Genomic DNA, 20704 nt, shown 5'->3' on the forward strand with positions numbered 1-20704 from the left:
AGTGGATCGTTACGAGCGTCACTGAATCTGTCGCGGCCCGTCTGGTTTTTACAGGCCGCCCCTGACAGGCAACTGCTTAGGCGTCGTAGTGCGTCTCAAGGAGTGAGAGCATCACTTGCGCATGTTCATTAATCTGATGCTGCCCCCAGTCGTCGCCTTTGCCCAGTACATGAAACATATGAGCCAGTTTCAACGAGTCGTACTTGGGTTTGGTGCGAAATGCTGCTTGTTTTTTGATGACCGCCAGGTTGCTATAGGAGGAGTTCTCACCCGGGCTGAGCAATACCAAATTACCAAATCCGTGGAGTAGATCGTCTGATAATGTCCTGCCGAACTCTTCATTTTGAGGGTGCACATGTTCGACTGAATTCTTCGAAGTAATCCTGTATAGCTGCAGCTTGTCAGGATCCAACCAGTTGGACGTGCGACGTTCACGCCAAAGAATGTATTCCAGTTTCTGGAACCAGTAGTGTTCAAAGCTGGTGCCGTGAGATTCCTTGAGGTAAGCGATTTTCGCGGCGATGGGTTCAGGTTCAGCGTTGTCACTGTACAAGAGCCGATAACTCGCCTCCTTCTGCGTCATTGCCGTAAGCGAGAGTTGGTTATCGATATGTTCGAGCAGCGCCAGCACCTCATGCTCCGCCATGCCTGGCGAATTGACCAGCCTGCCAAGAAAGGGCGTTAACCAATACTGGGCACTGCGCTCGCCAGTAAGGTAGCGCATGCTCTGTAGCTGGCTAAGATCGCCAGTCTCCTGAGTGATGGAGCGCCAATCAGGGCCATTGCCTTTGCTTCGATTGTTGATGGAACTCAAGCGCAGGGTTCGTTCATCCTCCTCGCCCAGGCGCACCCACTTGACGACCCAGCGGTCGAACTGAAACCTTACGTTCCAGAGGCATTCCATAAACCCTTTGGCTTGCGCTGCAGTAGCGTTTTCGGCGAACTGGAAGAAACAATCATTGAGGTTGCTGTCGTTGAGCCGCGAGCCGATGTCACGCCAGTTCTGAGCGAATCGGTAGATTCGAAAAGCATGCATGAGCAGCAAACCGAAGCTTGCGATCGACTGATAACGCGCCTCATCTTTCTCCCCAAGCGCCTCAATCGTGGCGTCGTCAGTCACTCTCATTGACATTATTTCGCTGATCGTGCGGCCTTTCGCGTAACCGGCTGCGGGGCGATCCAGGGAAAAGTGCTCGAAGGAGTGATCTGTGAGGTCGTTGAATTTCAAGCCACCCCAATGGGCACCCGCGAAGACATCACGCAGGTTCTTCTCGAAGTAATTCCCCATATCTTCGCATGCCTGCCAAATGCCTTCATACGTGGCACGGTTCTGCTTGATACATTTCATCAGGCGGGCTTTGAGGATATCGGTCTGTTCAAGCTGCACGCCACTGGTGTTCAGCGTCGCAAACAGTTTGTTCAGGTCCATGCCCATGGGCATGACATTGTTGACCCAGGTGACCTGGTTGAACAAATAGTCAGCAACCCGTTCAAGGGCTTGATCCCCACCTTTTGCCTGCAATCTCTTCAGCCTGTCGCATGCGACCTTTCGAGCACCAATCAAGTGTATGAGATAGGGATTCGAAGCCTCCTTTTCGTCCGAATGTGTGTCCGCCGTCAATCCTGCCCACGCGCTCAACCGTGACTGAACCTCTTCACGAATATTGAAAGTGAGTCTCGGCGCATTGCCCAAGACCACAAGCGATCGCAGTAGCGATGAGGGCATCAGCGCACAGAACGCTAGCGCCAACACCATCAATGTCGTCATGCGTTGCTGGCCGTCGATAATTTCATAGGTCATGAATGCATCAGAGGTCGGCGAAGTGACTTCGCTGGTCAGCACCGTGCCTATGAAGTAATGCGCCTGCGCGGGTTGACCGTTCGCATCGAGTTCGCTCGCCAGGATGATCTGTTCCAACAGTACCTCCACATCCTCGCTGGGCCATACATAGGGGCGCTGGTAACAAGGAATGGTCAGCGCTATACCTTGCTGGCAAAGCGTGGCGGCAGTCTGCACATTTGACTGGACTTGAGCATTCATCATTTGCCTCCTTGGCGGGCAATGTCAGCGAGGCTGATTCGTTCGATGGCATCACATAACGCCACATCGTATCCAGAGGCTACCTGGGCGATATCCGGCCAGGCCAAGCCCAAGTGAAACGTTGCAGACACCGATTCTACGAAGCGCTTCTTGATGCTGTGCCTATCAAGCCCTTCCCGGGTGGTGGTGTAGGTGTAGGTCCGTAAGTACCCCAGCAGTTCCTCGTGGGTATGGCTGCTGGTAATCCAGTCCATCAGTGGATTCTCCCTGATGTGCGCCTGGACGCCATCTTCCCTCACGCTGACTTCTTTGATCAGGCGCAGCGAAAAAACCATACGGAATATCCACAGGCTCGCTTCGAGCAGTCGGGCAGTACCGAATTGGCTGGCGTACATCAGCAAAGCGCAATCGTATGCACGGCTCAGGAACACACTGCCGCACGCATCTTGGGACAACCGTTTGTAGTAGTAGCCAAACGAGTGTTTGGGCGGCGCGTTACCCACGTCGAGCAAATCCAGGCGCAGGCCGTGGAAGTATTCGATGTAGCGCATGGCATTAACCCCGACACCCAGAGGCTGGCGCATGGCATACCCGGTCTGGAAGGTGTGCGCTTCCTTGCCTCCGACATCGCGATACACCCGTAAGGTCCGATAGGCAATATCGCCCGTATTTGCCAGCGTTCGCTCGGCGAGTTCTGTGACGATTTGCTTGCGCTCGAGTAGCGGGTCGCGATCACTGGCAACGTTTCGCCAGCGCAGGCTTTGCCAATGCCGGGCCTTCATGATGGTGGCGACAAGGGGTTTGAGATCCCCAAGGCGCTCCCAGGTCCGGGCGAAATCATTCTGCGCATCAGTAGCAACGCTGCGTAGATGATAAGCCTTGATGATATCCGCGCCGCTCAAACGCACACCGGAAGTGTTCTGAGTTTCGAAGAAGCGGTACGCATCATCTTCTCGCTGCGTGACGACCAGCGTAACGTTAATGCGCGTGAAATCTATTTGCGGAAGCTTTTGCTGCTCCAGCCATCGAAGATTGAGCTGGATGCGCCGATAACTTTCTGGGGAGTTGAATTTCAACTCAGGCGCGCCTCTGTCCCCCTTCTGAAGACAATGAAGCAACGCCAGGCTGGTAATGCGCTGCTGGCCATCGATGATATTCAGCAATCCTCGCTGGCGCGCGTTACCACCTTGCTGGTGCAGGATGATACTGCCAAGGTAGAAGTCGTGGACCGGTGCATCCGTGCTGAAGAAGGCGCGCAAATCATCGAGCAACTGCGTTAGTTGCTCTTCTCCCCACCGATACGGCCGTTGGTATTCCGGTAAATGCAGGTTGCCAAAAATAACGCCGCCGTCGCTGGACGGAATGCGTTTTGCGCTGAATACGTTATCGAGGCTCGTGGAGGCAACGGCGATGCCCTCCACGGCTTGCGGCAGATGCAAGGCAAATGCATGTGCGCTCACGGCTTGGCTCATATGACTGTCCTTGTAATGTGCTCTACGACCTGCTGATCGAAGATGCCGAGGTCGTCCCTGAACGATAGAAACCGGCAGGATGGCATAATGCCACAATCCTGAGCCGCAAAGTTCAAAATGGCGCAGTTACGCCTGCGGCCAAGAGCAGGATCAACGCCCTGACACCTACTCCTTCGCCCTCAGCACAACAATCCCCGGCGTATTGGCCACATACGCCAGAAACGGCGAATCCATCACCTTCTGGCTGCCTGAATGCGAAGACGCATTGCGCAGTACGGGGCCTTTGTTCGTCATGATAAAGAACCCCACATGGGTCACATCCAGCCCGGCCAAGGGCGTATAGATGCCAATAAAATCGCCCTCGTGCAGGCGACTGATGACCTGCTTATCGATAAAACCAGCAGGAATGTAGGTCACCGTACGCTGGACCACCGGCAGGCCAGGCAGGTAGGCGCTGCCGTCGGCTTTTTGGTTGAGGCGTTTTTCGCGGCGAACGGCATGGGCGCTTAGCTGCGCGGTGATGTCTTGCGCCGGTTTATACCTGCCGCTGTAGGCCCAATCGGTGTAGAAGTGCTTACGGCTGAGAAAATCGAGATCGCCATCAACATAACGCGTGCGCAACAGGTTTTTCATAAAGTCGGGTTGTGCTGCTGACTGTCGCAGGGCCTCGACGTAATCCAGGTAGGTAAAGCAATCCAGGCCTCGAAAATCGACCACCAGTTGTTCGGGAGTGCCCAGTGAGCCCTGTAACTTGTTGGCAACATAGGGCGTGCCTAAAAAGGCCTTCGAGATGAGGCCGATCTGTTGGCCTGCGGGAAGCGACCGGTAGTTTGGACGTTCTTGGAGAATCGCATTGAGCTTCTCAACGGTGTAAGGATCCAGCGGTGCATCGGACGTCAGCGGCGCATTTGGCTGACGTTCGAACGCATGGCTTCCAGTGGTTGCGCCCGACGAACCACAACCGGCCAACAGCATCGACATCAGGATAAAAACATAGGGTGTGCGCATCTGACTCTTCACTTATCCAAGGGGCATCCGATCATACCGGCCAGCGCCGGTCAGCCGTGGCCGGCGCTCAAGCGCTCCCACAAAAAGCCGTAGACCAGCGCTTTCATGTACGCACTCTGGGCATTATCCGCCGCGCCGCCGTGGCCGCCTTCGATGTTTTCGTAGTACGTCACGTCCTGGCCGGCATCGATCATCCTGGCCGCAAGCTTACGGGCATGGGCCGGGTGTACGCGGTCATCACGGGTCGAGGTGGTGAACAGCACCGGCGGGTAGGTCTTGGCCGGGTCGAACAGGTGGTAGGGTGAAAACGTCTGGATGTAGGCCCATTCTTCGGGCACGTCCGGGTTGCCGTACTCTTCCATCCACGAGGCGCCTGCCAGCAAATGGTGATAGCGCTGCATGTCGAGCAACGGCACCTGGATGACCACGGCTGCGAACAGCTCGGGGTATTGGGTGAGCATGTTGCCGGTCAACAGGCCGCCATTGCTGGCACCTTGCACGGCCAGGTGCCGGGGCGAGGTGAGGTTGCGGTTGATCAGGTCTTGCGCCACGGCGGCAAAATCCTCATAGGCGCGCGCACGCTTGTGCTTGAGCGCCGCCTGATGCCAACGCGGGCCGTATTCGCCGCCGCCACGAATATTCGCCACGGCATACACGCCGCCTTTGGACAGCCAGGCGCGACCCAGCCCGCCGGAGTATTCCGGGCACAGCGAGACTTCAAAGCCGCCATAACCGTAGAGCAAGGTCGGCGCGTTGGCGTTGTACTGCAAGCCCTGTTCGTGCACCAGGAAATACGGCACGCGGGTGCCATCCTTGGACACGGCAAAATGCTGTTCAACCACATGCCGGCTCGCATCGAAGAACGCCGGCATGGCCTTAAGCACTTCGGGTTGCGCACCAAGCTCGGCCAGTGACAGCGTGACCGGCGTGAGAAAACCTCGGGTGACCAGCCACACCGCGTCGCTGTCATCGCTGTCGACGGCGCTCACATCCACGGTCGCCATCAGCGGTGCGCCGACGAGTGCGCTGCGTGCCCAGCCTTGCGGGCCGGGCGTCAGCACGCTGAGGCGGTTTCTGACGTCCTCCAGCACGTTGAGCACCAAGTGGTTGCGGGTCCAGTCCATGCCGGCCAGCGAGGTGCTGTCCGATGGCACGAACAACAGGTCGAAATCCCGCGCGCCGTCCATGAAACGTGCAAAGTTGATCGCCAGCAACGAGCCGGCTACATAGCCATCCCCCACCGCCCAATCATCACGCAATTGCAGGAGCAACCAGTCTTTGTGCACCGACTTGTCGGCCGAGTTCGGCGCATCGATTTTGCTCAGCGTGCCATCCCGGGCGCGCAGGTACAGTTCGTTGTTGTAGAACGCCAGGGTGCGGCTGACGAAATCACGCTCGTAACCCGGTGTGCTGTCGTGCATCGCCGCGATATACATATCGTCGTGCCGGCCTTCGTAGACGATCGTCGCGGCACTCAAGGGTGTACCGCGCTGCCATTGCTTGACGATGCGCGGGTAACCCGAGCGGGTCATGCTGTCTGCACCGAAGTCGGTAAACACATACACGTTGTCGTGGTCGATCCAACCCAGCCCGCCCTTGGATTCGGGCAACTCGAAGCCGTCTTTGACCCAGGCTTTTTCGACCAGATCAAATTCGCGCGTGACACTCGCGTCCGCGCCGCCACGGGACAATGCGACCAATGCGCGTTGATAGCCAGGGTGCAGACAGTCGGCGCCGTGCCAGACCCAATTTTCACCTTCCAGGGCATTCAATGCGTCGATATCCAGCACGGTTTCCCAGGCTGGTTGCGCCTTGCGATATTCCGCCAGCGTGGTCCGCCGCCACAGGCCGCGAGGGTGCACGGCGTCGACCCAGAAGTTGTAATAGTGGGCGCCGATTTTTTCCACGTAGGGGATATTGCTGTCCGAGTCGAGCACCGCCAGCAGGTCGGCCTGCATGGCCTTGAAGGACGCGGATTCGGCGAGTCGGGCGTGGGTCTTGAGGTTTTGCGCGCGCACCCAGTCCTGCGCTTGTGGGCTGTCGACGTCTTCCAGCCAAAGGTAAGGATCGTCGCCCGTGGAAGTCGGTGTCGGGAGGTTTGGCATGGTCGAATCCTGTCAAAAATCGGTGCGGAAAACCAATGAGTGTCACTCAGCCACGCCCAACCCTGCAACCAGCACCTCCACCACCGCGCGCACCTTGGGCAGCGCGTAGCGGTTTTTGACCCAGGCCACGCTGATACCCATGCCGACACTGGCCAAGTGCGGCAAGACTTGCACCAGCGACCCGTCCTGCAAGTGTTGCTCCACCAGCCAGGACGGCAGTTGCGCGATACCGCAGCCGGCCAGCGCGGCCATCTTGAGCCCGTCGCCATGGCCGATCACCAGTTGCGGCTGTGTGTTTATGTGCAGCGCCACGCCTTGTTCGCCAGCATGCCGCCAGGGGCTGACGCGACCATCGACCCAGCCGTAGGCCATGCACTGATGCTGCTCGAGGTCACGATCGGACTGCGGCATGCCGTGGCGGGCGAGATACGCGGGGGATGCACACAGCACATGCCACTCGCGCGTGAGTAAACGGTGCTCTACCGCCTCCGGCCAGGCCGGGACGTCGCCGATGCGCACGACGATATCCACGCCTTCCTTAAGCGGATCGACAAAGCCATCGGAGAAGGAAATGTGCGGGGCCAGCAATGGATGAGAGTTCAACCACGGCAGCAGGATCGGCAGCACCTGCGCCTGGCCAAAGGCGCCGGGCAGGTCGATGCGCACACGCCCGCGCAGTTCGGTGTTTTCAGCTTGCAGTGCCCATTCGGCTTCTTCCAGGTCGGCTAATACGCCGGTGCAGGTGCGCAGGTAAGCCACGCCGGCATCGGTCAGCGACAACCGGCGCGTGGTGCGGTGGAACAGTCGGGCACCCAGACGGGCTTCCAGGCGCGCAATGCTTTTACTCACGGCCGAAGCGGTCAGGTTCATTTTCCCGGCGGTCGCCGTAAAGCTGCCGTACTGCGCGACACAGACGAATACATCAATGCCCTTCAGGCGCTCTGAAGAAAACATGCACAGCCCTTATTCATGAATTGAGTTCCTGTACCTGGATAAAAACCATCCTAAATCAGAACTCGGTTCAAAGGTAAGCTGCGTCCACTCTGATAAATGGACCCCGAGGCTCGAATGCTGGCCACGCTGAAACACTACCCCGCCACCCTCAAACTGCTATTGGGTGCCTCGCTGATACTGACACTCGCCCGCGCAATCACCCTGCCCTACCTGGTCATTTACTTATCAGGCCACTTTGGCTTGAGCATCGCCGATATCGGCCTGGTGATCGGCTGCACACTGATCATCGGCTCGCTGCTGAGCCTGTATGGGGGCTTTCTGGTGGACCGGATGAGCAGTTATCGGCTTATCCTGACTTTCTGCGGCGTGTTCACCCTAGGCTTTCTCGGCGCCGCTATCGCGCCTGCGCTCTGGCTGTTCTACCTGTGCCTGGTGGCGGTGAACCTGGCGTATGCGGTGGTCGATATCGCGGTAAAAGCCGCCTTTGGCAGCCTGCTTCCCGTCGAACAGCGCAGTGAAGCATTTTCGATCAAATACACGCTGACCAATATCGGTTATGCCGTCGGGCCGTTCCTTGGCGCGGGATTGGCCACCGTAGATTCGAGCCTGCCGTTTCTAATGTCAGCCGGGCTTGGCGCCGGATTCTGGTTGGTCTACTGCGTATGGGGCGACAAGCGTTTGCAAACGGCCCAGGCAAACCAGCCAGCCGTAGCGTTCCTGGCCGTCGGCACACTGTTGCTGCGCGATTACCGCCTGGTGTGCTTTACCCTCGGCGGACTACTCAGTGCCGTGGTATTCGGCCAGTTCACGGCCTACCTCTCGCAATACCTGATCGTCACCACCACGCCTGAGGAGACCTACCGGATCATCAGCACGATTGTGGCCACCAATGCCCTGACGGTGATCAGCTTGCAATACAGCCTCGGCAAACGGATTTCCCCGCGTTACCTGAACCGATGGCTGGCCGCAGGGCTCAGCCTGTTCGTCGTCGGCCTGGGCGGGTTTGCGCTGTCGACCACGCTGCTGATGTGGGTGCTGTCCATGGTGATTTTCACCCTTGGGGAAATTATCGTGTTCCCGGCCGAATACATGTTCATCGACAACATCGCACCCAATCACCTGCGCGGCATGTATTACGCCGCGCAGAACCTGAGCAATGTCGGCGCGGCGTTGGGGCCGGCGTTGTGTGGGTGGGTGTTGGCGACGCAGCCGGCGTACAGCATGTTTTATATGTTGGTGGTTTTTGTCGTAGCGGGCGGGTTGATGTACTTTTTGGGCGGGTTGATTGGCAGTCAGCGTGGCAACCTGGCGCCACCGGCAGACGGTTAAGCCTGTTGCCGCACACGGACAGCAGCCTGTGATCCTCGTTCCTTGCAGGCCACGCAATACACTTTTGCCATCAAGCCCATTGATAGCTCCCTAACGAAACCGCCATTCTAGAGGGCTAATCTCTCGCTTATATCATTCCGAATGATAGTTACCTTTGCTTCATTCGATTCGTGACATAGCACCTCGCCGCGCATGATCCGCCCATCTCAAATACATTGGCGGATGCACCTCATGGAACAGTCACTCAAACACTTGCGCTTCCCCTTGGCGATTTTGGCCGTGGTGGTGATGAGCGCCTGCGGCAAGACCCCGGATCAAGCGGCCGCCATGCCCCCGGCGAAAATCAGTGTGGCCAAGGTGCTGGAACAACCGGTCAACGAGTGGGACGAGTTCACCGGTCGCCTGGAAGCCCCGGAAACCGTGCAGATTCGTCCGCGCGTGTCCGGCCAGATCGACCAGGTGGCCTTCACCGAAGGCGCCCTGGTGAAGAAAGGCGACCTGCTGTTCCAGATCGACCCGCGCCCGTTCCAGGCTGAGGTGCGCCGCCTCGAAGCCCAACTGGCACAAACCAAAGCCGCCGCCAGCCGTAGCGATAACGAAGCGCAACGCGGCGAGCGTCTGCGCCAGAGCAATGCGATCTCCGCCGAACTGGCCGACTCGCGCACCACCGCCGCCCAGGAAGCCCGCGCCGCTGTCGCCGGGATCCAGGCGCAGTTGGACCTGGCCAAGTTGAACCTGAGTTTTACCCGCGTAACGTCGCCGATCAGTGGCCGCGTCAGCCGTGCGGAAATCACCGCCGGCAACCTGGTGACCGCCGACACCACCGCGCTGACCAGCGTGGTCTCTACCGACAAGGTTTACGCCTACTTCGACGCCGACGAGCGCGTGTACCTCAAGTACACCGAGTTGGCCCGTGAAGGCCGCCGTGGCGCGACCACCCCTGTGTACCTGGGCCTGTCGAATGAAACCGGCAACCCGCACCTGGGCCAGATGAACTTCGTCGACAACCAGGTCAACCCGGCCACCGGCACCATCCGTGGTCGCGCCGTGTTCGATAACAGCAAGGGCGAATACACGCCTGGCCTGTACGCCCGCTTGAAGCTGGTCGGCAGCGGCACCTACTCCGCCGTGCTGATCAACGACGAAGCGGTTGGCACCGACCTTGGCAAGAAGTTCGTGCTGGTGATGGACGGCGACAAGCCGGCTTACCGCTCGGTGGAACTGGGGCCGAAGATCGAAGGCCTGCGCATTGTGCGCAGCGGTTTGACCAAGGACGACACCATCGTCGTGAAGGGCTTGCAGCGCATTCGCCCGGGTTCGCCGGTTGCACCGGAAACGATCCCGATGGCCAGCAAGGAAACCCTCGCCGCCTTGGCACAACAACGACAAGCGCTTGAAGCCAGCAACCTGGAGCAAGTGGCGCCGGATAAAGCCGCGCCCAAGCTCGCAGCCGTCGCGACTCCACGCGGTTAAGGGATACGACTCAAGATGAATTTTTCCAAGTTCTTCATTTCGCGGCCGATCTTCGCAGCGGTGCTGTCGCTGTTGATCTTGATCGCCGGTGCGATCTCGCTGTTCCAACTGCCGATCAGCGAATACCCGGAAGTGGTGCCGCCTACTGTGGTAGTACGTGCCAACTTCCCGGGCGCCAACCCCAAAGTCATCGGTGAAACCGTGGCCGCTCCGTTGGAGCAAGCCATCACCGGCGTCGAGAACATGCTGTACATGTCCTCGCAGTCGACCGCCGACGGCAAGCTGACCCTGACCATCACCTTCGCCCTGGGCACCGACCTGGACAACGCGCAGGTACAGGTGCAAAACCGTGTGACGCGGACTCAGCCGAAATTGCCTGAGGAAGTGACGCGCATCGGTATCACCGTGGACAAGGCTTCCCCTGACCTGACCATGGTGGTGCACATCACCTCCCCGGATCAGCGTTACAACATGCTCTACCTGTCCAACTACGCCATCCTCAATATCAAGGATGAACTGGCACGGCTGGGCGGCGTGGGCGATGTGCAGTTGTTCGGCATGGGCGATTACTCCCTGCGTGTATGGCTGGACCCGAACAAGACCGCCTCGCGCAACCTGACCGCCACCGATGTGGTCACGGCCATTCGTGAGCAGAACCGTCAGGTGGCGGCCGGTGCGCTGGGCGCGCAGCCTGCGCCTAACGACACCAGCTTCCAGCTGTCGGTCAATACTCAGGGCCGTTTGGTCACTGAGGAAGAGTTCGAAAATATCGTCATTCGTGCTGGCGCTAACGGCGAAATCACGCGCCTGAAGGACATCGCACGGGTGGAGTTGGGTTCCAGTCAATACGCCCTGCGCTCGTTGATCGATAACCAGCCGGCCGTGGCGATTCCGATCTTCCAGCGCCCTGGCTCCAACGCCATCGACATCTCCAATGAAGTGCGCGCCAAGATGGCGGAGCTGAAAAAAAGCTTCCCGGAAGGCATGGATTACCGCATTGCCTACGACCCGACCGTGTTCGTACGCGGTTCCATCGAGGCCGTGGTTCACACCTTGTTCGAAGCACTGATCCTGGTGGTGCTGGTGGTGATCCTGTTCCTGCAAACCTGGCGCGCCTCGATCATTCCATTGGTGGCGGTGCCGGTATCGTTGATCGGTACGTTTGCAGTCATGCACCTGTTTGGCTTCTCGCTTAACGCGCTGTCGCTGTTCGGCCTGGTACTGGCCATCGGTATCGTGGTGGACGACGCCATCGTGGTGGTGGAGAACGTCGAGCGAAATATCGAGTTGGGACTCGAACCGTTCCCGGCCACTGAAAAGGCCATGAGCGAAGTGACCGGCCCGATCATCGCGACTGCATTGGTACTCTGTGCGGTGTTCATACCCGCGGCCTTTATCAGTGGCCTGACCGGGCAGTTCTATAAGCAGTTCGCCTTGACCATTGCGATCTCGACGGTGATTTCGGCGTTCAACTCGCTGACCTTGTCGCCCGCACTGGCTGCGGTACTGCTTAAAAGTCATAACGCACCCAAGGACGGCTTCTCCAGGTTCCTCGACAAGATCCTGGGTGGCTGGTTGTTCAAACCGTTCAACCGCTTCTTCGACAAAGCCAGCCATGGTTATGTAGGCACCGTGCGCCGGGTGATTCGCGGCAGTGGCATTGCGCTGTTCCTGTACGCCGGCCTGATGGTGCTGACATGGTTGGGCTTTGCCCACACGCCGACCGGTTTCGTACCGGCTCAGGACAAACAGTACCTGGTGGCCTTCGCGCAATTGCCCGACGCCGCCAGCCTGGACCGCACCGAAGATGTGATCAAGCGCATGTCCGATATCGCCATGAAACAACCCGGCGTGGAAAGCGCTATTGCCTTCCCCGGCTTGTCAATCAACGGTTTTACCAACAGCCCTAACAACGGCATCGTGTTCGTTACCTTGAAGCCGTTCGATGAGCGTAAAGACCCGAGCATGTCCGCCGGCGCCATTGCCGGTGCACTGAACGGTAAATACAGCAGCATCGAAGAAGCCTACATGGCGATCTTCCCGCCGCCGCCGGTACAGGGCCTGGGTACGATCGGCGGGTTCCGCCTGCAAGTCGAAGACCGTGGCAACCTGGGTTACGACGAGCTGTACAAAGAAGTGCAGAACATCATCACCAAAAGCCGTGGCGTACCTGAGTTGTTCGGCCTGTTCACCAGCTACACGGTGAACGTGCCACAGGTCGATGCCGCCATTGACCGCGAAAAGGCCAAGACCCACGGCGTGGCGATCAGCGACATCTTCGACACCCTGCAGATCTACCTGGGTTCGTTGTATGCCAACGACTTCAACCGCTTCGGCCGTACCTACCAGGTCAACGTGCAGGCTGAGCAACAGTTCCGCCAGGATGAAGACCAGATCGGCCAGCTGAAAGTGCGCAACAACAAGGGCGAGATGATCCCGCTGGCGACCTTTATCAAGGTCAGCGACACCTCGGGCCCGGACCGCGTGATGCACTACAACGGCTTTATCACCGCCGAAATCAACGGCAACGCCGCACCGGGCTACAGCTCCGGCCAGGCACAGGCGGCGATTGAAAAGTTGCTCAAAGACGAACTGCCCAATGGCATGACCTACGAGTGGACCGACCTGACCTATCAGCAAATCCTCTCGGGCAACACCGCACTGTTCGTGTTCCCGCTCTGCGTACTGCTGGCGTTCCTGGTACTGGCCGCCCAATACGAAAGCTGGAGCCTGCCGTTGGCGGTGATCCTGATCGTACCGATGACGCTGCTGTCGGCCATCACCGGGGTGATTATCTCCGGCGGCGACAACAACATCTTTACCCAGATCGGCCTGATCGTACTGGTGGGCCTGGCGTGCAAGAACGCGATTCTGATCGTCGAGTTTGCCAAGGATAAGCAAGCCGAGGGGCTCGATCCGCTGGCGGCGGTACTGGAAGCTTGCCGCCTGCGTCTGCGGCCGATCCTGATGACCTCGTTCGCCTTCATCATGGGTGTGGTGCCCCTGGTGCTGTCCAGCGGTGCCGGTGCCGAGATGCGTCATGCCATGGGTGTGGCGGTGTTCTCCGGGATGATCGGGGTGACCTTCTTCGGTCTGTTGCTGACTCCGGTGTTCTACGTCCTGATCCGTCGTTATGTGGAGCGCGGCGAAGCACGCAAAGCGGCCAAGGCCTTGAAGCTGGAGACACAGCAATGAGCGTGAAAGTATTTTTGCCGAGCTTGCTGGTACTGGCGCTGAGCGCCTGCGCCGTGGGCCCGGACTACAAAACCGAAAAATTGGAGGCGGCCAATATCACGGCCGCCGCCGACACCAAAAGCTATGACCACGCCCAGTACGAAGGCATCTGGTGGCAGCAGTTCGACGACCCGACCCTCAACCAACTGGTGACCCAGTCGTTGAGCGGTAACCGCGACTTGCGCGTCGCCTTTGCCCGTCTGCGGGCGGCACGTGCCATCCGGGATGACGCCGCCAACGACATCATGCCGGTCGTCACCTCTCGCGCCAGCAGTGATGTGGGCAAAGGCCAGATCCCGGGCCAGACCACCCAGCGTGTCAACAGCGAGCGCTATGACCTGGGCCTGGACATGGCCTGGGAAGTCGACTTGTTCGGCCGTATCCGCCGCAACCTTGAGGCCAGCGATGCGGACCAACAGGTCGCCGAGGCCGACCTGTACCAACTGCAAGTCAGCATGATTGCCGAATTGGTGGATGCCTACGGTCAACTGCGTGGTGCGCAACTGCGTGAACGCATTGCGCTGGACAACCTGAAGAACCAGCAGGAATCGCGCACCATTACCCTGAGCCTGCGTGATGCCGGTGTGGGTGATCAGCTCGATGTGGAACGCGCCGACGCACGTCTGGCGGCGGTTGAAGCCAGCGTGCCGCAACTGCAGGCCGAGCAAGTGCGCGAGCGTAACCGCATCGCCACCCTCCTCGGCCAGCGCCCCGACAAGCTGAGCGTGGACCTGAGCCCTAAAGACCTGCCGGCGATTGCCAAGGCCTTGCCGATCGGCGACCCCGGCCAGTTGCTGCAACGTCGCCCGGACATCCTCAGCGCCGAACGCAAACTGGCCGCCGCCACCGCGCGTATCGGCGTGGCCAAGGCCGACCTGTTCCCGCGGGTCAGCCTCAGCGGCTTCCTCGGCTTTACTGCCGGGCGCGGTTCGCAGATTGGTTCGGCTGCCGCCAATGCCTGGTCCCTTGGCCCAAGCATTACCTGGGCCGCCTTTGACCTGGGCAGCGTGCGTGCACGGTTGCGCGGTGCGAACGCCGAGGCCGATGGCGCCCTGGCGACCTATGAGCAGCAAGTGTTGCTGGCGTTGGAAGAATCGGAGAATGCCTTCAGCGATTACGGCAAACGCCAGCAGCGCCTGGTTTCGCTGATTCGTCAGAGTGAATCCAGTCGCGCTGCCGCTGACCTCGCCGCGATTCGTTATCGCGAAGGCACCGTGGATTTCCTGGTGCTGCTCGATGCGCAACGTGAGCGCCTGGCGGCTGAAGACTCCCAGGCCCAGGCCGAAGTGGATTTGTATCGCGGCATCGTCGCGATCTACAAGGCCCTGGGCGGTGGCTGGCAGCCGGACACGGTCGTAGCCAGCAGCAAGTGATGTAACGAGCTCCTTTGGTTGGTCGCATCCAGCCAATTTTTAGCCCTGCGGCTCATTCGGTCGCGGGGCTTTTTTTTGGGTTAATTTGAAACGCATGGACGGCAGATACTGCTGTAGTCCCTCGCCAGTGATTTCCGATCATTGGAGGGTAAGAACATGGCAATCTTTCACCCGTCTGCTGAAATCAGCGAGTCCTTGCCACGGCTTTAGCGACGCCCGCAACCGCAGTGGCGACCACCACCAGAGGGTCTACGCGGGAGCCTGCGTCACACAGACGGCAACGCGTCACTCAGGATCAGGCTGCGGTAGTGCCCAGGGTTTGAGCCAGACCATTTGCGGAAGGCTTTGTAAAAGGAGCTGACATCCGCAAACCCAAGGCGCACGGCAATTTCAACAAAACTGATATCGGCCTCGGCGAGCCAGACAATCGCCAATTCCTTGCGCACGCTATCCTTGAGCCCCTGATAAGTCTGGCCCTCATCTGCCAGCCGGCGACGCAGGGTCGACGCGGATATACACAGGTTGGCGGCCAAGCCTTCGGTTTCCGGCCAGGTATTGGCAGGCATATGGCGCAGGTCATGTTTGATGCGATTGGCCAGGCTCGTCGGGTCGCGGTATTTGACCAGTATGTTGGCTGGCGCATGCGCCAGGAAGCGCTTGAGTTCTTCCGGGCTGCGCTTGATCGGCAGGTCCAGGCAGTCGGCAGAAAAGATCATGCGCGTGCGTGGCCGGTCGAAGCGCAGGTTGTCGGAGAACATCACGCGATAGTCGTCGCAGAACTCCGGTGGCGGGCAGCGCAATTCAATGGCGAGAATCGGAATCCGCCGACCCGCCAGCCAGCAGGCGACGCCGTGGACGATCATCCAGTAGGTGAAATAGGTAAACGCGCGTTTGGGTTCGGGTTCGAGCAGAACGATTTCTGCCAGGCTCTGTTGGCGCACCAGTTGTGCGGGCATCTGCTCGAGCATCAACGACAAAAAACCCAGGCCGGTTTCCACGCCGGCATCCAGGCTCGGTTGCGCCATCGCGGCGCGGCACAGGAACGCCAGGCTGCCGGACTTGAGTTTGCGCGGGTCCATACCAAAAAATTCATCATCCCGGCGGCGCGCCAACAAACGCCACAGCCGCGCGTACGCGGTGGCCGGTACGCGGGCGTCGGGCTGCGCCAGCAATGTCGGGTCTATCCCGACCTTGCTCAAGGCTTCAACCGTGGCCGCGCCGGGCGCACAGCTTTGCAGCAAGGCTTCGCGCACAAGATGGATGGAGATGGTGTCTTTTTCCGCCATGGGAATCGGGCTATTCAATGCTGCAAAAGATGGTGTGCATCATAAGGGCGGTTGCGATTCGCCACCACCGTTCAGCCGCAGTTCAGCAAAGGTCCATATTGGCTGTTTAGTAATGAGTATCATTATGTTACAAATTAGCATCCTATCCAGCCTTGATGCGGTGCCGAATGCTCGTTCCCTTTCTAATCATGCTGCGCGAAGGCATTGAAGCCGCATTGATCGTTGGCATTATCGCCAGTTACCTGCAGCAAACCGGCCGTGGCCAGTGGATGCCCGCCGTGTGGATCGGCGTGTTCCTGGCCGCTGCGTTGGCCCTGCTGGTAGGTGGGGGGCTGGAACTGGTCAGTGCGGAGTTCCCGCAGAAACAACAGGAACTGTTTGAAGGCATTGTCGGCCTGGTAGCCGTCGGCATCCTCAGCTCCATGGTGTTCTGGATGCGCAAGGTGGCACGCTCCATCAAGCATTCCCTGCACGAATCCCTGGATCACGCGTTGGCCGGCTCCAAGCACCAAGTCATTGCGCTGATCGCCATGGTGTTCTTTGCCGTGGCCCGTGAAGGCCTGGAAACCGTGTTTTTCCTGCTCGCCGTGTTCCAGCAGAGCGAAGGCCCGGGCGCACCGATCGGCGCCCTGCTCGGCTTGATCCTGGCGATTATCGTCGGCTTCCTGATCTACACCGGCAGCATGCGCCTGAACCTCGGCGCGTTCTTCCGCTGGACTGGTCTGTTCATCCTGGTGGTGGCCGCCGGCATTCTTGCCAACTCGGTGCAGGCGCTGCACGAAGCCGGACTGTGGAACCACTTGCAAACTGTGCTGTTCGACTTCAGTGCCGTGCTGCCGATGGACAGCCCGCTGGGCTCGGTGCTCGCCGGGATGTTCGGCTACCAGGAAGCGCCGACCGTGAGCACCCTGGGTGCCTATCTGATTTATCTGGTAGTGGCGCTGGTGATGTTCTTCCTGCCCTCGCCCCCTGCCAAGTCAGTCGTCCAACCCTCTTCCGTTTCCAGCCAGTAAGGACCGTCTCTTGTCCAACCCAACCCTTCAACCGGCACCGCCGTCGCGCGCCCTGCGCTGGGCAGTGGCCGGCTCGGTGGTGGTGATGATCGCCGCCGGTGCGCTGTTTTATTACGCTTCGCAACTGGCTGCCGCCAAGCGCCAGACCAATCACAATGAAATCGCGGTGACCATTCACGGCCACGCCTGCGAGCCGAATGAAATCAGCGTACCCGCCGGACGCGCGAGTTTTCGCATCATCAACCGCTCCGACCGCGCGGTGGAATGGGAAATCCTTGACGGCGTGCTGGTGATCGAAGAACGCGAAAATATCGCGCCGGGCCTAAGCCAGGTGATCAACGCCAACCTGTTGCCCGGCGACTATGCAATCACCTGCGGCCTGCTGAGCAACCCGCGCGGCACGCTGCATGTGACCCCGACCGCCGAGTCCGACGCTCAGGCCAAGGCCAAGCCGTCGATGGTGGCGTTTATCGGCCCACTGTCGGAGTTCCGGGTGTACCTGAGCGGCCAGGGCAGTGCGCTGGTCAAGGCCGTGACCGCGCTGCAGCAAGCGATTGCCGCCGGTGACCTGGCCCAGGCGCAGGCGCTGTATGTGCCGGCCCGTGAGGCGTACCAGCGTCTGGCTCCGGCCGCGCAACGCCTGGCGCAACTGGACAACGCGATCAACGCCCGCGCCGATTACTTCGAAAAACGCGAGCAAGACCCGGCGTTCAGCGGCTTCCACCGCCTCGAATACAGCCTGTTCCAGCAGCGCAGTCTCGATGGCCTGGGCCCGGTCGCCGAACACCTGGTCACTGACGTCACCACCCTCAAGCAACAGTTGCTTGCGCAATCACTGCCGCCGGAACAACTGGTCAGCATTGTGGTGCGCAACCTCAACAGCCTGGCGGATGTGCGAGCCGCCAGCGGTGAAGAGGAGCGCTACAGCCATACCGACTTGAACGGCTTTGCCGCCAACCTGGAGGCCGCCCGCAAGGTGGTCGACCTGATGCGTCCATTGCTGACCAAATCGGCACCGGGCCTGTTGCCAAACATCGACAGCGCCCTGGAGGCCTTCGATGCACAGCTCAACAGTTTGAAAGTCGACGGCCAGTACAGCCGCTACGACAGCGTCACGGCCGATCAACGCAAGCAGATCGCCGACAAGGCCAAGGCTCTGGCCGTTGCACTCGATGGAATCGACCCCGCCCTTGGCCTTTCCGGCCTGCAGTGAAGACGACCTAAGACATGAGTGATTCAGAACAGTTTTCCGCACACTTTTCAGCACAGCGCCGCCGCGTCCTGTTGGGCATGGCCGCCACCGGCGCCGCGATTGCCGGCAGCACCCTGACCTGCCCGGCCATGGCCGCTGCGGCCGAACAAGTCACCACCGCACCGCGCAGTGACAAGACCCAGGACCACCACGATTTCTTCGGCCAGCACCAGACCGGCATCGTCACCCCGCGCCCGGCCTGCGGCATGCTCGTCGCCTTCGACGTGCTGGCCAGTGACCGCGAAGACCTGGAGCGCCTGTTCCGCACCCTGAATGAGCGCATCGCGTTCCTGATGACCGGCGGCACCGTGCCGCAAGTTGACCCGAAGCTGCCGCCCACCGACTCCGGGATCCTCGGCCCGGTGGTGACGCCAGATAACCTGACCATCACCGTCTCGGTCGGCGAATCGCTGTTCGATGAGCGTTTCGGCCTGGCCGCAGCCAAACCCAAGCGCCTGAGCCGCATGGTGGGCTTCCCCAACGACGCGCTGGAACCCGCGCAGTGTCACGGCGACCTGAGCCTGCAATTCAGCTCGAACACCCCGGACACCAATATCCACGCCCTGCGCGACATCGTGAAGAACCTGCCCGACTTGCTGCTGGTGCGCTGGAAACAGGAAGGCAGCGTACCGCCCCAGGCACCGGCCAAACCCGGTGAGCCGGCGCAAAGCGCACGCAACTTCCTCGGTTTTCGTGACGGCTCGGCCAACCCGAACTCCAACGATGCCAAGGCCATGGACCAGATCGTCTGGGTACAACCCGGCAGCGACGAACCGGCCTGGGCCGCCAACGGCAGCTACCAGGCGGTGCGTATCATCCGCAACTTCGTCGAGCGTTGGGACCGCACGCCCTTGCAGGAACAGGAAAGCATCATCGGCCGCATCAAACCGACCGGCGCGCCCATGGACGGCGACAAAGAAACCCAGGTTCCCGACTACAGCAAGGACCCGCAAGGCAAGTTGACCAAGCTCGATGCACACATCCGCTTGGCCAACCCGCGTACCCCGCAGACTCAGGCCAACCTGATCCTGCGCCGGCCGTTCAACTACTCCAACGGCGTCAACAAAAACGGTCAGCTGGACATGGGGCTGCTGTTCATCTGCTACCAGGCCGACCTGGAGAAAGGCTTTATCAGTGTCCAAACCCGGCTCAACGGCGAGCCCCTGGAGGAATACCTCAAGCCGGTCGGCGGCGGGTACTTCTTCACCTTGCCGGGAGTAACGGGGCCCAAGGACTTCCTTGGCCGCACACTGCTCGCTGCAACGCACTCTCAAACCACTGCCAACACCTAAAACAAACCAGAGCGGAAAACGTCCCATGAAGAAGTCGACTATCGCGTTGTCGTTGCTATTGACCCTCTCACCGCTGGCAGCCTTCGCCGCCACCGCGCCTCTGGACCTGGTAGGCCCGGTGTCGGACTACAAGATCTACGTCACCGAAGAAATCGGCGAACTGGTCACCCAGACCAAGGCGTTCACCGATGCCATCAACCAGGGCGACCTGGCCGCCGCGCAGAAGCTCTACGCGCCGACCCGCGTGCACTATGAGTCCATCGAGCCGATCGCCGAGCTGTTCAGCGACCTCGACGCTTCGATCGACTCACGTGTCGACGACCACGAGAAAGGCGTAACCGCTGAAGACTTCACCGGTTTCCACCGCATCGAGTACGTGCTGTTCTCCGAGAAGACCACCAAAGGTCTGGAAGCGCTGACCGCCAAGCTCAACACCGACGTCAACGACCTCAAAACCCGCGTGGACGGCCTGACCTTCCCGCCGGAAAAAGTCGTCGGCGGCGCTGCAGCGCTGTTGGAAGAAGTGGCGGCCACCAAGATCTCCGGTGAAGAAGACCGTTACAGCCACACCGACCTGTATGACTTCCAGGGCAACATCGACGGCGCGAAGAAAATCGTCGACCTGTTCCGTGGCCAGATCGAGAAACAGGACAAAGTCTTCCTGGCCAAGGTCGACAAGAATTTTGCCGCCGTGGACAAGATCCTGGCCAAGTACAAAACCAAAGATGGCGGTTATGAGACCTACGACAAGGTCAAGGAAACCGACCGCAAAGCCCTGGTGGGCCCGGTCAACACCTTGGCTGAAGACCTGTCGATGCTGCGCGGCAAGTTGGGCTTGAACTGATGGATGCGCCCAGGCGTTCGTGCAGCCC

The 20704-nt window shown here is 59.8% G+C and carries 14 protein-coding genes; 8 read left to right on the top strand and 6 right to left on the bottom strand.

The genetic code is table 11. The features are described from left to right. Positions 1–76: 76 nt before the first annotated feature. The 5 genes from BFP92_RS15400 to BFP92_RS15420 all read right to left on the bottom strand — a co-directional run bounded on the left by BFP92_RS15400 (position 77) and on the right by BFP92_RS15420 (position 7580). Positions 77–2041: a DUF262 domain-containing protein gene (locus BFP92_RS15400; RefSeq protein ID WP_065930174.1), complete on the bottom strand. Its 1965-nt coding sequence runs from the start codon at positions 2039–2041 to the stop codon at positions 77–79. Beyond that, positions 2041–3513 (bottom strand): DUF262 domain-containing protein, encoded by a 1473-nt coding sequence (locus tag BFP92_RS15405; protein WP_065930175.1) that lies wholly within the window; start codon positions 3511–3513, stop codon positions 2041–2043. The genes BFP92_RS15400 and BFP92_RS15405 overlap by 1 nt, the downstream gene beginning before the upstream one ends. A 165-nt stretch (positions 3514–3678) precedes the next feature. Further along, positions 3679–4521, bottom strand: a complete 843-nt coding sequence (locus BFP92_RS15410; protein WP_065930176.1) for a DUF1460 domain-containing protein — start codon at positions 4519–4521, stop codon at positions 3679–3681. Between the two features lie 50 nt (positions 4522–4571). Continuing rightward, complete coding sequence (locus BFP92_RS15415; protein ID WP_065930177.1) at positions 4572–6626, bottom strand: prolyl oligopeptidase family serine peptidase; 2055 nt, start codon at positions 6624–6626, stop codon at positions 4572–4574. Positions 6627–6668: 42 nt separating this feature from the next. Then, complete coding sequence (locus tag BFP92_RS15420) at positions 6669–7580, bottom strand: LysR family transcriptional regulator (protein ID WP_065930178.1); 912 nt, start codon at positions 7578–7580, stop codon at positions 6669–6671. 114 nt (positions 7581–7694) lie between these two features. Here BFP92_RS15420 and BFP92_RS15425 point away from each other — a divergent pair, with 114 nt between their 5' ends. From BFP92_RS15425 to BFP92_RS15440, 4 genes are all read left to right on the top strand, one after another. Next, positions 7695–8909, top strand: coding sequence for an MFS transporter (locus BFP92_RS15425; RefSeq protein ID WP_065930179.1), 1215 nt, complete (start codon positions 7695–7697; stop codon positions 8907–8909). A 231-nt stretch (positions 8910–9140) separates the two neighbouring features. After that, complete coding sequence (mexE, locus tag BFP92_RS15430) at positions 9141–10382, top strand: multidrug efflux RND transporter periplasmic adaptor subunit MexE (protein WP_065930203.1); 1242 nt, start codon at positions 9141–9143, stop codon at positions 10380–10382. Positions 10383–10397: 15 nt separating this feature from the next. Beyond that, complete coding sequence (locus tag BFP92_RS15435; protein WP_065930180.1) at positions 10398–13577, top strand: efflux RND transporter permease subunit; 3180 nt, start codon at positions 10398–10400, stop codon at positions 13575–13577. After that, complete coding sequence (locus BFP92_RS15440) at positions 13574–14989, top strand: efflux transporter outer membrane subunit (RefSeq protein ID WP_065930181.1); 1416 nt, start codon at positions 13574–13576, stop codon at positions 14987–14989. The genes BFP92_RS15435 and BFP92_RS15440 overlap by 4 nt, the downstream gene beginning before the upstream one ends. 266 nt (positions 14990–15255) lie before the next feature. Here the strand turns inward: BFP92_RS15440 and BFP92_RS15445 are convergent, their stop codons facing one another. Further along, positions 15256–16275: an AraC family transcriptional regulator gene (locus tag BFP92_RS15445; RefSeq protein ID WP_065930182.1), complete on the bottom strand. Its 1020-nt coding sequence runs from the start codon at positions 16273–16275 to the stop codon at positions 15256–15258. Between the two features lie 167 nt (positions 16276–16442). Between BFP92_RS15445 and efeU the strand changes: the two genes are divergently transcribed. The 4 genes from efeU to efeO (BFP92_RS15465) are packed head-to-tail and all read left to right on the top strand — an operon-like array spanning position 16443 to position 20676. Continuing rightward, on the top strand, positions 16443–17288 hold the full coding sequence (efeU, locus tag BFP92_RS15450; RefSeq protein ID WP_065930183.1) for an iron uptake transporter permease EfeU: 846 nt from the start codon (positions 16443–16445) through the stop codon (positions 17286–17288). Between the two features lie 10 nt (positions 17289–17298). Beyond that, positions 17299–18501: an iron uptake system protein EfeO gene (gene efeO, locus BFP92_RS15455; RefSeq protein ID WP_065930184.1), complete on the top strand. Its 1203-nt coding sequence runs from the start codon at positions 17299–17301 to the stop codon at positions 18499–18501. Positions 18502–18515: 14 nt separating this feature from the next. After that, the gene (gene efeB / locus BFP92_RS15460; protein WP_065930185.1) at positions 18516–19832 is read left to right on the top strand and encodes an iron uptake transporter deferrochelatase/peroxidase subunit; all 1317 of its coding nucleotides are present in this window, start codon (positions 18516–18518) and stop codon (positions 19830–19832) included. 25 nt (positions 19833–19857) lie between these two features. Next, complete coding sequence (gene efeO / locus BFP92_RS15465) at positions 19858–20676, top strand: iron uptake system protein EfeO (protein ID WP_065930186.1); 819 nt, start codon at positions 19858–19860, stop codon at positions 20674–20676. Positions 20677–20704: the final 28 nt, after the last annotated feature.

This window comes from Pseudomonas sp. 58 R 3, from assembly GCF_900006605.1.
Taxonomy (GTDB): Bacteria; Pseudomonadota; Gammaproteobacteria; order Pseudomonadales; family Pseudomonadaceae; genus Aquipseudomonas; species Aquipseudomonas salomonii.

Coding starts and splice junctions, on each gene's coding strand:
- BFP92_RS15425 (WP_065930179.1), top strand. CDS start 7,695: ATGCTGGCCACGCTGAAACACTACCCCGCCACCCTCAAACTGCTATTG.
- BFP92_RS15400 (WP_065930174.1), bottom strand. CDS start 2,041: ATGAATGCTCAAGTCCAGTCAAATGTGCAGACTGCCGCCACGCTTTGC.
- efeU (WP_065930183.1), top strand. CDS start 16,443: ATGCTCGTTCCCTTTCTAATCATGCTGCGCGAAGGCATTGAAGCCGCA.
- BFP92_RS15420 (WP_065930178.1), bottom strand. CDS start 7,580: ATGTTTTCTTCAGAGCGCCTGAAGGGCATTGATGTATTCGTCTGTGTC.
- BFP92_RS15435 (WP_065930180.1), top strand. CDS start 10,398: ATGAATTTTTCCAAGTTCTTCATTTCGCGGCCGATCTTCGCAGCGGTG.
- BFP92_RS15410 (WP_065930176.1), bottom strand. CDS start 4,521: ATGCGCACACCCTATGTTTTTATCCTGATGTCGATGCTGTTGGCCGGT.
- efeB (WP_065930185.1), top strand. CDS start 18,516: ATGAGTGATTCAGAACAGTTTTCCGCACACTTTTCAGCACAGCGCCGC.
- BFP92_RS15405 (WP_065930175.1), bottom strand. CDS start 3,513: ATGAGCCAAGCCGTGAGCGCACATGCATTTGCCTTGCATCTGCCGCAA.
- efeO (WP_065930186.1), top strand. CDS start 19,858: ATGAAGAAGTCGACTATCGCGTTGTCGTTGCTATTGACCCTCTCACCG.
- BFP92_RS15445 (WP_065930182.1), bottom strand. CDS start 16,275: ATGGCGGAAAAAGACACCATCTCCATCCATCTTGTGCGCGAAGCCTTG.
- mexE (WP_065930203.1), top strand. CDS start 9,141: ATGGAACAGTCACTCAAACACTTGCGCTTCCCCTTGGCGATTTTGGCC.
- BFP92_RS15440 (WP_065930181.1), top strand. CDS start 13,574: ATGAGCGTGAAAGTATTTTTGCCGAGCTTGCTGGTACTGGCGCTGAGC.
- BFP92_RS15415 (WP_065930177.1), bottom strand. CDS start 6,626: ATGCCAAACCTCCCGACACCGACTTCCACGGGCGACGATCCTTACCTT.